The 16,075-nt window shown below is 41.6% G+C and carries 19 protein-coding genes; 3 read left to right on the forward strand and 16 right to left on the reverse strand.

Going from position 1 to position 16,075, the window contains the following annotated elements; genetic code table 11:
- Positions 1-164: 164 nt before the first annotated feature.
- The 12 genes from G476_RS0110390 to G476_RS0110445 form a co-directional block, all read right to left on the reverse strand.
- Entirely contained in the window at positions 165-1,664 is a 1,500-nt protein-coding gene (locus tag G476_RS0110390) for a phytoene desaturase family protein (RefSeq protein ID WP_026690057.1), read from the reverse strand.
- A gap of 110 nt (positions 1,665-1,774) precedes the next feature.
- A complete protein-coding gene (locus G476_RS0110395; protein ID WP_026690058.1) occupies positions 1,775-2,329 on the reverse strand; it encodes a methyltransferase family protein in 555 nt (184 codons plus the stop codon).
- A gap of 125 nt (positions 2,330-2,454) precedes the next feature.
- Positions 2,455-3,345, reverse strand: coding sequence for a phenylacetic acid degradation operon negative regulatory protein PaaX (gene paaX, locus G476_RS0110400; RefSeq protein WP_205620293.1), 891 nt, complete (start codon positions 3,343-3,345; stop codon positions 2,455-2,457).
- 183 nt (positions 3,346-3,528) lie between these two features.
- Positions 3,529-5,046: an aldehyde dehydrogenase family protein gene (locus G476_RS0110405; protein ID WP_026690060.1), complete on the reverse strand. Its 1,518-nt coding sequence runs from the start codon at positions 5,044-5,046 to the stop codon at positions 3,529-3,531.
- A 20-nt stretch (positions 5,047-5,066) separates the two neighbouring features.
- Positions 5,067-5,843, reverse strand: a complete 777-nt coding sequence (locus tag G476_RS0110410) for an enoyl-CoA hydratase-related protein (protein WP_026690061.1) — start codon at positions 5,841-5,843, stop codon at positions 5,067-5,069.
- Positions 5,844-5,856: 13 nt separating this feature from the next.
- Positions 5,857-6,633, reverse strand: coding sequence for an enoyl-CoA hydratase-related protein (locus tag G476_RS0110415; RefSeq protein WP_026690062.1), 777 nt, complete (start codon positions 6,631-6,633; stop codon positions 5,857-5,859).
- On the reverse strand, positions 6,623-6,934 hold the full coding sequence (locus G476_RS0110420; protein WP_026690063.1) for an EthD family reductase: 312 nt from the start codon (positions 6,932-6,934) through the stop codon (positions 6,623-6,625). The genes G476_RS0110415 and G476_RS0110420 overlap by 11 nt, the downstream gene beginning before the upstream one ends.
- Positions 6,935-6,963: 29 nt before the next feature.
- On the reverse strand, positions 6,964-7,461 hold the full coding sequence (gene paaD / locus G476_RS0110425) for a 1,2-phenylacetyl-CoA epoxidase subunit PaaD (RefSeq protein ID WP_084405698.1): 498 nt from the start codon (positions 7,459-7,461) through the stop codon (positions 6,964-6,966).
- Positions 7,462-7,490: 29 nt separating this feature from the next.
- Positions 7,491-8,312: a 1,2-phenylacetyl-CoA epoxidase subunit PaaC gene (gene paaC / locus G476_RS0110430; RefSeq protein WP_026690065.1), complete on the reverse strand. Its 822-nt coding sequence runs from the start codon at positions 8,310-8,312 to the stop codon at positions 7,491-7,493.
- A gap of 12 nt (positions 8,313-8,324) precedes the next feature.
- Positions 8,325-8,648 (reverse strand): 1,2-phenylacetyl-CoA epoxidase subunit PaaB, encoded by a 324-nt coding sequence (paaB, locus tag G476_RS0110435; protein ID WP_026690066.1) that lies wholly within the window; start codon positions 8,646-8,648, stop codon positions 8,325-8,327.
- Between the two features lies 1 nt (position 8,649).
- A complete protein-coding gene (paaA, locus tag G476_RS0110440) occupies positions 8,650-9,618 on the reverse strand; it encodes a 1,2-phenylacetyl-CoA epoxidase subunit PaaA (RefSeq protein ID WP_035186383.1) in 969 nt (322 codons plus the stop codon).
- 269 nt (positions 9,619-9,887) lie between these two features.
- Complete coding sequence (locus tag G476_RS0110445) at positions 9,888-11,219, reverse strand: PhoH family protein (RefSeq protein ID WP_026690068.1); 1,332 nt, start codon at positions 11,217-11,219, stop codon at positions 9,888-9,890.
- Between the two features lie 165 nt (positions 11,220-11,384).
- On the opposite strand from G476_RS0110445, the gene G476_RS0110450 reads away from it, so the two are divergent.
- On the forward strand, positions 11,385-12,008 hold the full coding sequence (locus tag G476_RS0110450) for a YhcN/YlaJ family sporulation lipoprotein (RefSeq protein WP_026690069.1): 624 nt from the start codon (positions 11,385-11,387) through the stop codon (positions 12,006-12,008).
- A gap of 289 nt (positions 12,009-12,297) precedes the next feature.
- Here G476_RS0110450 and G476_RS0110455 read toward each other — a convergent pair whose 3' ends face one another.
- Positions 12,298-12,756, reverse strand: coding sequence for a pyridoxamine 5'-phosphate oxidase family protein (locus G476_RS0110455; RefSeq protein ID WP_026690070.1), 459 nt, complete (start codon positions 12,754-12,756; stop codon positions 12,298-12,300).
- Between the two features lie 108 nt (positions 12,757-12,864).
- On the opposite strand from G476_RS0110455, the gene G476_RS0110460 reads away from it, so the two are divergent.
- Together G476_RS0110460 and G476_RS0110465 are read left to right on the forward strand one after the other, a co-directional pair.
- A complete protein-coding gene (locus G476_RS0110460; protein ID WP_051314742.1) occupies positions 12,865-13,224 on the forward strand; it encodes a DUF5665 domain-containing protein in 360 nt (119 codons plus the stop codon).
- A 249-nt stretch (positions 13,225-13,473) separates the two neighbouring features.
- Positions 13,474-13,680, forward strand: coding sequence for a YlaI family protein (locus G476_RS0110465; protein WP_026690072.1), 207 nt, complete (start codon positions 13,474-13,476; stop codon positions 13,678-13,680).
- 19 nt (positions 13,681-13,699) lie between these two features.
- On the opposite strand, the gene G476_RS21715 is transcribed toward G476_RS0110465, so the two are convergent.
- The 3 genes from G476_RS21715 to nagA form a co-directional block, all read right to left on the reverse strand.
- Positions 13,700-14,053: a YlaH-like family protein gene (locus tag G476_RS21715; RefSeq protein ID WP_084405700.1), complete on the reverse strand. Its 354-nt coding sequence runs from the start codon at positions 14,051-14,053 to the stop codon at positions 13,700-13,702.
- A 65-nt stretch (positions 14,054-14,118) separates the two neighbouring features.
- A complete protein-coding gene (gene nagB / locus G476_RS21720) occupies positions 14,119-14,889 on the reverse strand; it encodes a glucosamine-6-phosphate deaminase (protein WP_051314743.1) in 771 nt (256 codons plus the stop codon).
- Positions 14,886-16,061, reverse strand: a complete 1,176-nt coding sequence (nagA, locus tag G476_RS0110480; protein WP_026690074.1) for an N-acetylglucosamine-6-phosphate deacetylase — start codon at positions 16,059-16,061, stop codon at positions 14,886-14,888. The genes nagB and nagA overlap by 4 nt, the downstream gene beginning before the upstream one ends.
- Positions 16,062-16,075: the final 14 nt, after the last annotated feature.

The following is a 16,075-nucleotide window of genomic DNA, read 5'->3' on the forward strand; positions in this document are numbered from 1 at the left end:
TAACTTTCAATAATCTAACATCATACTTTGCAATAAAAAAAGCTCCTGAAATCTCCTTCACTTTCCGCAGAAAGGAAGTTAGATTCCAAGAACTTCATTTGACATATGCTCGATCTATGATTCTAAACACGTTTTTATGGCAAAACCTTATGATTGGAAGTTAATTAAGCTTTGACTTTTGAAAGATTCTTTTTAATCAAATCGGCAGTAAGTTGACCGCTTAACGTAACCATTGGAACCCCACCGCCTGGGTGAGTGGATCCTCCTACAAAATAAAGATTGTCATAAAGGTCACTGCGACTTGGGATCTTAAATCCGCCGTTTTTCTTTTTGTCAGCAGCTATTCCATAAATGGAGCCACCATTCGGTCCATAAAGCTCTCTTAAGTCATCCGGAATAAACTGATATTCAAATTCAATTGCTTCCCTCAAGCCCGTCATGCCTTGCCGCTCAAGCTTAGCAATGACTTTTTCCCGGTAAGCTTCACGGAACTTTTCCCATGATTCTCCATCTTTCAATGGAGGCACGTGTGTTAGGACGAACAGATTTTCTTTTCCTTCCGGTGCTTGGCTCGAATCAGACTTAGCAGACACACCTACATAAACCGTCGGATCATCGGCTGGAACACCTTCGTCATAAATTTGTTTAAACTCACTTTCCATATCATCAGCAAAAAAGAAGTTATGATGAGCGAGTTTCGGGAATTTTTTGTTTACTCCTAACAAAAGGACCAAACCTGAAACGGACGGAATAAATGTCTTCTCAAGCTCGTACGATTTATTTACAGCTTCAGGTGATAATGTGAGGTTACGATAAGTCGGGATCGCTTCCAAATTGGAAACGATAATATCACCTTGTATCACTTCTCCGTCGGCTAATTCAACACCTGTCGCTTTTCCATCTTCCGTTTGAATTCCCGTTACTTCTGCTTCTGTTCGAACCTCAACCCCTTGTTCTTCAAGGAGTTTAAGCATTCCCCGGGCAATGTTATACATGCCTCCCTCCACGTAATGAACCCCGATACCAAGTTGCACATAAGCAAGCTGTGACAGGACCGCAGGCGAATGGTAAGGGGAAGATCCCACATACATAACAAGAAAATTAAACATTTGTTGAAGTCGCTTATCTTTAAAATACTTACTCGTTCCCTCTGCTACGGTTCGCATGGGATCAAAGCCGAGAAGCTCCTTTAACGAATGGAGTTGCCTAAGCTCTTGGAGTCCGGAAATACTCTCTTTATAAAAGCTTTTTTTACAAAGCTCATACAATTCTTGAGCATACTGCATATAGTCGAAGTACTTTTTAGCATCATCCGGATTCACCGAACGCAATTCATGAAGCATTTGTGGGATATCAGCTACCATATCTACGGTCGTACCATCTTCAAAGAATGACCGCCACCCCGGCTCCACTCTTGTAATCGTCATATAATCAGATAAGTCTTTCCCAGCACTTTTAAAGAGCCTTTCAAGTACCCAAGGCATTGTTAAAATGGAGGGACCTGTGTCAAAGGTAAATCCCTTGCCTGAGCGTTGGTTCAGCTTACCACCGGCTCTCTCATTCTTTTCAAGAACCGTCACGTTATGACCATCAGCTGCCAGCCGAATTGCACAAGACAACCCTCCCAAACCTCCACCAATAACTACAGCACGTTGTTTTCCCATTCGTTCTCCTCCTCGATCTTTTCATTAACTGATTTCATAAAGATTGTTGCTGTGAACATTACTATAGGATGTTAAAGCATGAGCAACATTTCTCAGAAGATAGATTTACTTTAATAAAGATAAGGGATAAACCGGTACCTTGTTTCGCACCAAGATTTATACCCGTTTCCGAGTTCCTGAACAAGCATACGTTCTTCAATCACCATGCGGTAAAGAAGCGCGGGCACAACGGTTGCGATCACAGACAGGAGACCTAAAACACTCCCCAAGTAGATCGCAATGCCAATGGCACACAGCAAAATTGCGGTATAAAGTGGATGGCGAAGGATGCGGTACGGTCCTGAGCTAACAAGATCAACGCTCGATTCTACCGCTACATCCCTAGAAAACATCATTCCAAGTTTCATAATCCCCCAATACCTCAATGCCACACCAGCACCGTAAACAATCAAGCCTAAAACATAGAGTCCTAATGACTCAGGAAGTAAAAAGAGGTTTACTTCTCTACTGAAAACAGAGAGGGCTATCGTAAATACGAGAGCTCCTATGATCCAATAAAACGATCGTTTCTCTCTATTCGTCTCTCCTGCAGGTTTACGATCGCGAAAGAAAACAAATTCCAACAGCCAAATCACTGTTATTGCAAAAAAGATGATATCCAGCAATGTTCCTTCACCTTCTCTCTGTTTTTGAGGATATACCATAAAAGCATTTGAACATAATAAAGGAATCCTCAATGTATTCGAGACTACATTTGAGAATTCCTTCGTAAAAGATTGTCGTATTTTGTTTAATCATTGACCATTAGGGGGTGTGAAAAAGCATCATATTCTTTGTTTCTTTTCTTAAGTTCATTTCCTTCTTCAAATACAGTTTCAAAAAATCGACTAGCAGGCTCTGCTAATGCTTTGTAATAGTCTGCAAACAATGAAGCAGCATAGTCCCCAAGCCACCTTTTAGGTAATAGATCTTCCGGAAGACCGGGGTCCACAAATAAAAATTTCCTATATTCATGAACCAGCTTCGTCCGCTCTACGAAGCACTCCCCATCGGAGATTTCACCTTTTTCAATCTTATTTTTATCAATGATGTATTTCTCACTATACGTTTTAATAAATGACTGATAGCGATCGTTTATTTCATTTAAGTTCCAACATTCTTCAATAACCTGCCTGCTTTCTCTTGGCCCTTTGTACTCAGAAACGAAAAAATGAACGTAGTCGTTGATCGCGTATTTTTTAATCAAATCATCCACCTGTTTATCTAATGGGTTAGGAGAAATCCAACAACTGTTTGACAGTGTGCCGAAGCCACTCCATACAAGTTCTTTTCGTAGTTCATCCCGAATCGTTCGTTTCGTTTCCGGAATTGTATACATAAGCATACGCCACTTTCCATCCCAGTGAGCATTTTTTAACTTGAAGATTCGATCTGCCGCTTCCTCAATACGGTTAACCCCACGTTCAGTAAGGAAATAGTAGCTCTTGTTTCCTTCTTTTCTTGATTGTACCCACCCTTGTTTGTTCATACGTGAAATGGCAGCGCGGATGGACTGTTCGTTGTGTCCAAACTCCTTTAAAAGGGAGATCAAACTTCCAATCCAAATCTCGTTACCATAATGCCGAATGTAATCCCCGTATAGGGTAAAAATCATTGATCTTGTGTTCAAATTTTCTTCCATAGCGTAAACCTTCTCTCTTCAATCTACCCGCTTGTCGGAAATAGCTGATTATTCGCATATTATAGCGAAATCTTTCGTCAATGTAAATTTCAGCTCTCTTTCACCACATATAAATAGGTGAAAAAAAGCGAGGAGCGTGAGATACGCCCTCGCAAAAAGTAGGTGAAAGGTCAAACGAAAGTTTTACAGGCCAAACGGGTTTAATGGACGGTTACCTACATACGATAAAACACTTTTCGTTTCCGTATAAAGGTCTAATGTTTCCACACATAGCTCTCGACCGAAGCCACTCTGTTTGTAGCCACCGAACGGAGTCCCTGGAAACGCGGAAAACGGACAATTAACCATTACAATACCTGCTTGAATCCCGCTTGCTACGCGGTTGGCACGACCGTTGTCTTTAGTCCATACAGCAGACCCTAGACCAAACTCCGTATCATTCGCTAGCTTGAGTGCTTCTTTTTCATCCTTAAATGTCATCACCACAACGACCGGTCCAAAAATCTCCTCTTGAGCAATGGCCATATCATTTGTAACATCAGTAATAATCGTTGGTGCGTACCAATAGCCCTCTTCAAATCCTTCAGGATGAACTTGCTCTCCTCCGGTCAGAACGGTAGCCCCATCAGCAACGGCTTTCTTTACGTAGCTGTCAATCACATCCACTTGTTTTTGATTAATGATCGAACCGAGATGGGTCCCTTTGTTCATCGGATCTCCAAGCTGTAGCTGTTTCGTTTTCGCAACGAACTTCTCCATAAACGTATCGTATACATCTTCATGGATGAACAAGCGAGAGCGAGCTTCACAAGACTGGCCGGTATTGTAGAAGATACCAAACAAAGATCCATCTACCGCTGCGTCAAGATCCGCATCATCGAATACGAGATTTGGCGATTTCCCACCAAGTTCAAGTGTGACACGCTTTAACGTTTCAGAAGCTTTTGCCATAATGTCTTTACCCGTTCCTGTTTCACCAGTAAAGGCAACTTTGTCTACACCTTTATGTTCTGTTAGGTAAGATCCTACCGTCGACCCAGGTCCGGTAACGACGTTGACAACCCCTTCAGGAACACCGGCTTCATGACAAATTTCTGTAAGTACAATCGCTGTAACTGGAGTGAGGCTGGCTGGCTTCAATACAACAGAACACCCAACAGCAATAGCAGGAGCAATCTTCCACGCTGCCATCATCATTGGATAATTCCACGGGATAATTTGAGCGGCAACGCCTACAGGCTCTTTTTGAGTATAGTTAAAAAAACCACCAGGCACATTGTTAACAGAGCCTGTATGACCTACAATGGCACCTGCATAAAATTCAAAGTCTTCAATAGACTGCATCACTTGCCCTTGGGCAGCACCAACACTTTTCCCGCTGTTTAGCACTTCAAGTTCTACAAGTTCATTGAAACGTGAACGCATAATGGATGCAATTTTATTAAGCACTCTAGCACGCTTGCCTACAGGATACTTCTTCCATTTACCATGGTCGAATGCATTGCGAGCAGCTTCTACAGCACGATCTACATCTTCTACACCTGCTTTTGTAATTTCAGCTAATGGCTTTCCTGTAGCTGGATTGTATGTGACGAAGGTCTCTTTATTCACACTATCGACGGACTCCCCGTTGATTACCATCTTATATAGATCACGCTTCATGACACTATTATCGAGCTTTTTCTCTTCAACACTTTTCATTGTACATTCCCTCCAATACGTTATTTGCCTGAGTAACTCGGCTGACGTTTAGCAAAAAAAGCTTTCATTCCTTCATGGTGATCTTGGGTCTTTCCAGCAGTACGCTGAGCGAAGGCTTCAAATTCAAGCATCTCTGCCAAATCGTAATCCCAACTTTTGTATAAGTATCGTTTGATTAACCCTATCGCCTTTGTAGGCATATTTGCTAGTCGCTCAGCGTATTCTTTTACCTTTGTCTCAAACTCTTCGTGAGAATAAACTTCATTTACAAGGCCAAGCTCTTTTCCTTTAGAAGCTGGCACCTTATCACCAAATACAGCAAGCTCCATTGCCTTGGCATGGCCAACTAATCTTGGTAAATAGTAAAGTGTTCCTGAGTCTGGCACCAACCCGATATGAATAAAGGCTTCTACAAATGTGGCTTTTTCTGAAGCTAAGCGAAAGTCTGATGCCAATGCCAGACTCATCCCAGCCCCAGCAGCAACGCCATTTACTGCTGAAATGATCGGCTTTTCCAATGCCGCCATTTCTTTAATCATCGGATTATAGCGCTTCCGTAAAAATTCAGCATGATCTGTCTCTTCAGTCACTCCTGCAAGATCTTCTCCTGAAGAAAAGGCTCTTCCTGAGCCTATAAAGACAACGGCTCTCACATCAGGGTCTTTCCCTGCGGTTCGTAAAGCTTTAATAATCTCTTTGTTCATTTGTTCAGTAAAGGCATTGAGCTTATCCGGACGATTCAGCGTCAACCAGGCAACCTTGTTTTCAACCCGATAGAGAATGGTTTCAAATCCCATGAGACTCTCCTCTCTATTTCCCTGTAAAGTTAGGCTTTCTTTTTTCAAGAAAAGCCTGCATACCTTCTTTTTGGTCAAGTGACGAAAACAGGAGATAAAAGTTTTTACGTTCGAGCTCCATTCCTTCTTGCAAAGGCTGATCGACCGCTTTATTGGAAGCTTCCTTAATGAGCCTTACCGCTAGTGGCGGTTGTTCTGCGAGCCTTTTAGCAAACTTCATCGTCTCTTCCATTACAAGCTCCGGAGCAATCAAACGGTTCACTAATCCGCACGAATATGCTTCTTTTGCAGGTATCGTATCTCCTGTCCACAAGTATTCAAGTGCTTTCGTTTTACCCATGGCCTTCGTTAGCCGCTGGGTTCCCCCAGCGCCAGGCATGACAGCTAGGTTAACTTCCGGAAAGCGGAAGTCTACCGTTTCAGAGGCAAACAGCAAATCGCAGTTCAATGCAAGCTCGAAGCCACCACCAAATACAAAGCCACTTACAGCACCAATAACAGGTTTTTTGACATACGCCATTCTGTCCCATTGAGCAAATTGATTGAGAAGCTCAAGACTGACTGCATCATCATTTGCCATTTCCTCAATATCAGCTCCAGCTGCGAAAGCTCGTTCTGATCCTGTAAGTACAATGACCCGAACCGATTCATCTCGATCGAACACAAATAATTGCTCGACTATCTCATCAACCATTTTTCGATTCAGCGCATTGTAAACATCCGGACGATAAAGCTGAATGACGCCTACTGCTCCATCTGTCCAATGTTTGATTGTTTCTTTATGACTCATTGACTTCTTCCCCGATCATCATCGTGACCAGGTTTCCGGCAAAGCCCATGAGGTCTTTTCCGCTCGCTCTTGCTTCATCCGTTTTCATTGCTTGACGAAGGGACTCATGATCGTCGTAATACATTTCACATAACAAGTGATAATCACTCTCTCCCCCCATGGGAGATCCGACAATTTTTGTTACTTCCATCTTGCGAAGTCCAGGGATTTTTTCCGTAATCGGTGCATGTGTGTTGAAGTAATGCTCATCGAACTCCTCTTTGTTTTCCGGATTTTTGTAAAGTGCGATTAATTTGACCATGCCAAACACCCTTTCACGTTTTATTTGGTTTATATATTTGCAACCGGTTTCATCGCTTCAAAAGGATTTTTGCAGCTCCGGCAATACAAAATGCTTCTACATGCTGTTGGGCCAAAAATATTTTCCATTGTCGTATACGTAGATCCACAATATGGACAATCAATTTCCCATGGCTCTCCCGGTGTATGCTTCGACGGTGGAGGAGCGATTCCGTAAACCTTTAGCTTCTCTTTTCCTTCTTGAGAAATTGAATCTGTCGTCCAAGGTGGATGATAGACATACTTCACTTCAACTTCTTCAATTCCATGAACCTTTTTGACAGCGCTTACAATATTCTTTTTGATAATGTCTAAAGCAGGGCAGCCTACAAATGTTGGCTTAGCCTGAATACTAGCCAATGCACCTTCTATATGAACCGATTCAATCATACCGAGTTCTACAATGCTGATTGAGGGGATTTCAGGATCTTTGACTTCTTGAAGAACACGTTTTACCTCTTCAATCAACTGCTTTTTTTCAATGACCAACTTCCTTCTCCCCTCTCTGTTCGTCTGATTTACCAGTTTGTGACCGGGTCCATGCGGTACACTTCCGATAATATGGATAGGGCTTGATCGAGATCTTCAGTATGTTCGCCCTTTCGCCCATTTCCGTTTTTCATTCCGGGTGTTCGATCGATTGTATAATTCACATCTTCAAAGATGGATTGAACCCTTTTAAGCCATTGGTCTTTAAGTTCTTTTTCCCCACCAATAAGCTGACACGATTCCATGTCTTCTTTTTTAGGCCCTAACGTTAAAACACCGTCAAAGTCATCCCATACCCGTTCAATAGCCGCTTCCATTCGCTGTCTCGCTTCAGGCGTGGAGTCCATTAGTTGTTTGAACCAAAGCTCCCAATGCATCAAGTGATAGTACTCTTCGCTTAGAATCCTTTGAGCCATATACGCAAGTGGCTTATATGACGATTCTTTCAAGCTTTGTAGACGAATCGTTTTGGCGTAGTCATAAAACAAGTTTCGAACGACTGCGAAAGCCCAATCGTAGTCAGGCTTTTCGAGATAAGTGCCTGAACCATTTTTCATCTCCAATATGACAGCGTTACGAAACTCACGTGGGTTACGTAAGTGGCTGAGGTCGTCGGCTTTTCCTTCCCCAAGCTCTTCTAAAAGCTGAAAATACATCACTGCATGCCCCATAGTATCTTGGTTAATTGATGAAAATGCTACATCCTCTTCAATGTGAGGCGCAAGCCCAAGCCATTCCGATCCTCGATACGCAATCAAAAAATCATCGTCTGCCAATTGATAAAGAAGAGATTTCGTTGCTTCATATGCCTTTTGATTTTCCATTAATTCTTCCTTCGAATTAAAAACCATTTTGACCACCTCCTATTTGAGCAAGTTCTTCTCAGTGAATTGCTCTTGTTCGTATTCCCGCCACTTCTTCTTTAAGTAGCCATATCCCTTCGTTTCTCTGTAGCTTTTATTGTCCAGGCGATTTAAGATGACTCGCTCTTCTTCTCCAAGACTTGAAATATCGCTTTTCTTTACAACCCAAATGTTTACACACGGCTCCCGACGAAGGAAGTTTTCCTTTGCCATTACCATAGCCATTTCCTTATTCGGTGCTAAAAGACTGAATTGGTGTTGGAAGGGCGCCATTTGATTTCGCTTGCTGAACACTTCATACTCTTCATAGAAATCGTTATTCATCTTAGTACGCCTCCTTCACGTTCCGGTTAGCTAATGCGTCGCGAACCCACGCTGTGTTTTCATAAGATGTGGTTCTCAGCTCAAGGCGTTCCTTGGACATTGGTCCGTGACCCGTCACGATTTTCTTGAATTCATCCCAATCTGGCTGTTCGTAAATCCATTCCCCTTTTTCTTCGTTGAAGTGAATGGTTTCATCTGGAATTTTTAATCCAATAGACTGAATTCTTGGGACGTATTTATTAAAGAACTCTTGACGAAGATCTTCGTTTGTCTTTGTTCGGATTTTATATTTGATGTTTTTATTCACATGTGATTTACCTACATTCTCCTTGGACCGTGGTCCAAAGAACATGAGTAATGCCGGCCACCATTCAGTTAATGATGTTTGAATCATTTTCTTTTGTTCTTCGGTACCTTCAGTAAGAGCGAGAATAATACTTTCTCCGTGTTGAGCATGGAACACTTCTTCTGCACAAATGCGTTGCAATGCCCTTGCATACGGTCCATATGAACTATTCAGAGACATGCTTTGCGTAATGATGGCCGCTCCGTCTACAAGCCACGCAATAATACCCGCATCTCCCCAAGTAGGTGCCTTCATATGAAATACGTTGTGAAACTTCAGCTTTCCAGAAAATAAATCTTTTAATATATCTTCTCGATTTCGACCAAGAGGCTTCATCAAGTCCTCAGCTACTCTCAAGAGAAGCTGCCCATGACCCATTTCGTCTTGTACTTTTGCCATAATTGCCAGCTTGCGGTGAAGTGTTGGCGCTTTAGGAACCCACTCCTTTTCTGGAAGCGCTCCCATAATTTCGCTTACAGCATGCATACTAATTAAGCGAATCAGAGCTTCTCTATAATCATCGGGCATCCAATCATCCGCTTCAATTCGTTCCCCGGCTTCAATACGCTCCATAAAACGATGATACTTTTCCTCTTCGGTGAGGCTTTGTGCCATTTCCAACATGAAATGTCGCCCTCCTTTATATAACGTTTATTTAACGTCATTATATATTTGTGTAATAGTAAAAGCAATGGTTATTTGAAAATTCTAATATTAATATGTATTTCTCCTTAAGTGTATTGATTTGAATACGCGAGTTTTCTCAAAAAAAAAGGTGATTCAAAAGGTAGGAATTTACCTTCTAAATCAACCTCTTTAGCTTCTATACATGTTAATCGCTATGCTTTGACAGTGTGACATGCACCATAGAAACTTAACGACTTTAAACAGATTTATAATAAATCAGCTGCCATTTGAGCAAGCCCTGATCGTTCTCCTTTTTCAAGCTTTACGTGCGCGGTTTGTCCCTGCGATTTTAACCTTTCAGCCACATAAGTCAATCCGTTCGTGTATTCGTCAAGATAAGGATGATCAATTTGTTTTGGGTCCCCCATCAAAACGATCTTACTTCCTTCACCTACTCTAGTAAGAATCGTCTTTACCTCATGTTTGGTCAGGTTTTGGGCTTCATCAATAATAATAAACTGATCAGGTATACTTCTCCCTCTAATGTACGTTAATGCTTCAACTTGGAGTGATCCCATGCCGGCTAAAATTTTGTCCAATTCCCCGGGCTTTTTAGCGTTAAATAAATATTCCAAGTTATCATAAATGGGTTGCATCCACGGTCGTAACTTCTCTTCTTTTTCACCAGGTAAATAACCAATATCTTTACCCACTGGAACAACTGGCCTTGCTACTAACAACTTTTTAAATTTCTGCAAATCTTCTGTTTGATATAGTCCAGCCGCAAGAGACAACAACGTCTTTCCCGTTCCGGCTTTCCCTGCAAGTGTAACCAGTGGAATATCATCTCGTGTTAAAAGGTCTAGGGCCATTCGTTGTTGCACGTTCCTTGCTCTTATTCCCCAGATCGGATCTTCGTTAGGGATAAACAATTCGACAAAATCATTATCTTTGTCCATTTTTCCTAGGGCCGAACGGGAAGGAGCTGATTCATCCCTAAAAATGTAAAATTGGTGGGGCTGAGTGATGGTTCGCGTGAAGTCTTTTTTCGACAACTTCTTCTTTTCAAACAGCTCATCCATCTTTTTGGGAGCCAAGTATTTTTCCTCATACCCTTTATACATACGATCGAACTGGACGACACGGTCACTTAAAAAATCTTCCGTGCGAAGTCCAAGAGCATCCGCTTTTACCCTCATAAGAGCATCTTTACTTACAAGGACGACACTACGACCATCTTTGGGTTTCTCTTCTTCTTCTATTTTTATGTTTAAGGCGACGGCTAGTATCCGATTATCATTCGTCACTTCCAAAAACGTTTGCTTCATTTTTTCAAAAGACCGGTGATTAAGCTCTACTGTCAGGGTACCTCCACTTGGTAAGCTCACACCTAAATGAAGCTTCCCTCTCTCTCTGAATTCATCCAAAAGTCTAGCCACTTGACGAGCATTCCTTCCTATTTCATCCATATATCTCTTTTTTGAATCGACCTCTTCCAGCACGACTGCGGGAATGACGATATCGTGTTCATGAAAGGAATAAATGGCAAGTGGATCTTGAAGCAGGACATTTGTATCGAGGACGTATATGTTTTTCAACTTCTCGCCTCCTGGTTTCAGTTGGAATATAGAACAACAGCCATTATGAAAGATAGCAATGTCTTTTATTTAAGACTTCCTTTACTCCTAATGTATGTGAAAGAGAATAAAGATAGACGCTAAAACAAACAATAGGTCAAACACCTTTTGAAATGAGGGATAGATGTGAAAAAATGGATAATTACCTTGTTGGTTCTTACTTTTCTTCTTCCTGGGTGCCAACCGGCTGATAACGGAAATGATAATGAAGATCCTCTTGAAGGACAAAGTTATAATGAACCTACTGAAAATCAGTATAATCAATGGGGTGGACACACTGGCAACGAGATCGCCAATCACCTTGCCAACCTTTGTACAAAGCTTCCTGAGGTTCGCCATGCCACAGCCGTCGTGCTTGGCCCTTACGCGATCGTAGGACTTGACTTAGACCCTGAAATGGATCAAAGTGATGCTGGTCAAGTGAAATATGCAGCAACAGAAGCTCTAGCTGACGATCCTTATGGAGCAGAGGCTCTAGTAACTGCCGACCCTGATATTACAGCCCGTCTAAATGAAATGCAAAAAGATATCGCAGATGGAAAACCAATTTCAGGGATAATGGAAGAGCTTGCCGCTATAGTAGGTCGCCTGATGCCGGTTACACCAGGGCCGGAGCACCGAAAAGAAACAGGCGGTGACCCAAGTGATGTAAATGATGACCGCCTTGGTGGACAAGAGCAACAAGAGCTTGAAAACATTCAAAATAAGCAAAGTAAAGGTCGTAAAAAAGAGCTGAAAAAAGACGAGTAAATAAAATCATGAGTGTCCCTTTGCATGAGGGATACTCTTTTTTATTTCCTAAATTCCATAAGCCTTATTTTCTATTCACTGTTTCTGCAAAGTGTTGCTTTTGCACATGAAAAGTTGAAGCAAAATTGACCCTGTACTACAGCTACAACCACCATTTTAGTGATGAAGAAAAGAATAAAAAAGCAACAATCACAACGAAAACAACATCTCTATTTCATAATAGAAACTACGAATGAAAACCCCATCTAAAAAAGTTGCCTCTTTAGTTTTATCAGAGGCAACTTCACTTTCATTCATACGTACGGATGGCATCTAAAACTTGACGGTCAAGTTTTTCCGCCGCTTCTTTATCGTACGTTTTTTCATATTTAGGTTCTTGCGACATTCGTGAGCCGTAAAACATAACGTCACGAACCTCTTCTACTTTCATCTCAACCAACGACAATTTAAGCGGAATCCCGGCCATCTTTTCGACTTGGATCTGCGCAGTTCCAGCAATAGCATATGTCGATCCATTACCAACCAATGTAACGGTTACTTTAGGCTGCTTTCGAATGTTCTCAACGATTCGAGAACGATTGTCAACAGCAAAGCGAATACTTCCGTTATCCGGGGCATATACCCAAGAAATTGCATTTACGTTCGGTCCTTCTGTTTGATGATCGACTGTAGCCAAAGTAACATAGCGTTCTTGTTGCAAAAGGGGGAGTATTTCTTCTGTTAAAACCGTTTCTACTTGATTTGCCATGAATAGATCGCCTCCTTTGTCCATTATAATATTACTATACCTAGATTTACATGAAGATAAAACTGCAGTTTCGTTAAACCCTTGTAAAAACGATATGGAGGGAAAGAAATGAACGAACGCATTCAGAATAAAGAGGAGCTTGAACGCCTAGTCAAACAGCTGGAACACTACACTCGTCGTCTTGAAAAACTCGAGCATTTCGATCATCACATGGATCGGCTAAACTATGCACTTGAAAGAGCAAAAATAAGGGATATCCTACTAAATTATACAAATCCGAGCAGAGTCTTTTTAATCAATATATTAGTTGGAGTTGGGCGTGGCTTAGGACTTACGATCGGTACAGTTGTGGTAATTTCTCTTTTAGGGCTAGTGCTTAGACAATTTGTTGACCTCCCACTTATAGGGGATTGGATCTCTGCATTATTACAATATGTAGATGCAAGGAATACACCAAATCAATCTTAATTTTCTTATAACCATATCGTTGAATTAGAATGATTCTGTTATACTTGAGACAGACAAAAAAATATGTAAGTTTTGAACAATCATTCCTAAGTTCTATGATATAGCTAAGGCTCCGCGACGACAATGACAGAGCTTCTCGTCGTAAGCCCCTAACGTTGAGATAAAGGGAATGCATTCATCGGGATCATCCTTTTATAAAAAAAGCGGTAGGAAGCGCCAATTTAAAAAGCCAAATGATAGAGGTGTAGCATGAGAGTCCAATGTGTGATGTGTAACGTGGTTGAAGATATTAACGATTATTCTCCACTAGCAAAAAAGTTGAGAAACCGCCCCATCCATACGTATATGTGTGATGAATGTTACGGGCGAATTGAAAAACGTACAAATGAACGAAAAGCAACGGGCAACTTTAAAACCTATGAAGAAAAAAAAGACGAAGACGAATGGCTCATATAAGCCTTACGTCTTCGTTTTTTTATTGGTTATCGACAGTTTCAACATGCTCTTCTTGTTTTCGCTTTCTCATTTGAAAACGGTATACCCCTAATACAATAGCTGCTATAAATAGCGCTTCAATAATTGGCATGGAGAAGGCCAGAAATGTAATAAACATGTTCCCAAACAGCATAACAAGATAAATAACAACATTTTTCAGTATAGGTAACTTCCTCGCAAATCCTAAATTAAATACGAGTACAGATAGAATATTAACGATAACGAACAAGGCCCAATAAGCAAAAAGAAAGTTTGTAGGATCCTGTGCCCCAAAAAGCTCGGCAATTGGGGTCAAAGGATACTCACCGGGAGTTCCTTTAATAGTCAATAGCATGTATGTCGCCCTCCAATTTTAACGTACAATCAAAACATGCTTATTATAACATAAAATACCCCAGGTCAAAACTTTAGAACTTGCTCATTCTCCCTTTCACACGTCAATAAAACGAGAGATAAAGCTTCTTCATCAGCAATCACGGTCACATGAGGATGTTTCTTTAAGATTGTTGCAGGGATGTCTTCTGTTACTTCTTTTTCACAAAGGAGGGCGTGTAAGCTTTTAGCTTTATTTTTACCCGAAGCAAGCAGGACAACTTCACTCGCTTCCATGATTGTTTGGATCCCCATTGTAATTGCGTGAGTCGGAACGTCTCCTAGACGGTCGAAGTAACGAGCATTCGCTTCCCTTGTTGAGGACTCCAGTTGAATCACGTGCGTTCTCGAATCAAATGACGTTCCCGGTTCGTTAAAACCAATGTGACCGTTTTCACCCACCCCTAGAAGCTGAATATCAATCTTTTCTAGCCCTTTGATCATCTCTTCATAACGATCGCATTCCTTTTCTAAATCTGATGCCATCCCATTTGGAATGTGAATGTTTTCACTTGGTATATCTATGGCTTGAAACAAATGCTCCTGCATATAAGAATGGTAACTAGTAGGGTCATTCGGTTGAAGGCCAACGTATTCGTCCAAATTGACTGTATGAAGGTTTTGGAATGAGACCCCTTTTTCTTCGGCTTGAATAATGAGCTCTTTGTACATCCCCTTTGGAGTCCCTCCTGTTGCAAGTCCCCATACACCGAAATGACTTTGAGTAAGTTTGTTAATAAAATAAGTAGCCGCTCGTTGGCTAAGCTCACTGTAATCCCGAACTCTGATTACTTTCATGATGGACCTCCTTCAGATAAAGAGTACACCTTCGTCCCTTGGCAAAAGGTTTCTAAAACCTGACACTGAGGGCTTAATACTGTGTAGTCTGCATCTTTTCCTAGTGCAATACTTCCTTTTCTATTGTCCACACCAAGTTGTTTTGCCGGATTGATTGTTGCCATGTTAATCGCTTCCTTAAAAGTACAACCACTGAAAGCAATCATATTTTTAATGGCTTCATTCATTTTGATTACACTACCTGCAAGTGTTCCATCTGAAAGCTCGGCCCGCCCCCCTTTTACTGTTACTTCCTGGCCTCCTAGATCGAATACACCATCTGGAAGTCCTTTAGCACGCATAGCATCGGTAATTAAGATGACTTGATCGGGCCCTTTGTTTTTAAACGTGAGTTTTACCATCTCAGGGCTCATGTGAATCCCATCTACGATTAATTCGGCAATGACTTCTTCGTGGAGAAGTACACCTCCCGCTACCCCTAAGTCCCTATGATGCACCCCTCTCATTCCGTTGAACAGATGTGTGGCATGCGTTAGTCCGAATGAGATCGCTTCTTTTACGTCCGAGTAATAAGCATCAGAGTGCCCAATGGAAGGGATCACATTATGGTTCGCCAAATAAGATACAAGCTCCATTCCTTCTTCAGGAGCAATAGTCGCTAACTTGATATTTCCTGATGCAGCCTTCTGAAAGGTTTGGAACAAAGGAATACTCGGCTTTTTTATATGATCGATCGGTTGCGCTCCGGCCCTTTGTTTGGAGATAAACGGTCCCTCTAAGTGAACCCCTAATACTTCAGCCCCATCAATAGGCTTTTTCATATACTTTGCCACACCTTCAAGAGCTGCTATTTTCGCATGATCATCTTGTGTGATTGTCGTTGCAAGAAATGATGTTGTTCCTTCTTCCGGTAAATGCCGAGCCATCGTAGGCAATGTCCAATCTTTAGCATCCATGACATCTGCTTTATGAGTGCCGTGTATATGTAGATCGATAAACCCTGGGACGATCTTCGTACCAGGAGGGTAATAAACCGTTGTAGCATTTATAGAATTTGCCTTTTTGCCATCTTCAAGATTTATAATTGCTTTTTCGTCTATCGTAATAGCAGGATCCATCATGACACCTTTATCATGATAGAGTTCACATCCAGGGTAATAATAGGTTTTCATAGTACGCTCCTCTT

Source organism: Alteribacter aurantiacus DSM 18675 (assembly GCF_000429705.1).
Taxonomy (GTDB): domain Bacteria; phylum Bacillota; class Bacilli; order Bacillales; family Salisediminibacteriaceae; genus Alteribacter; species Alteribacter aurantiacus.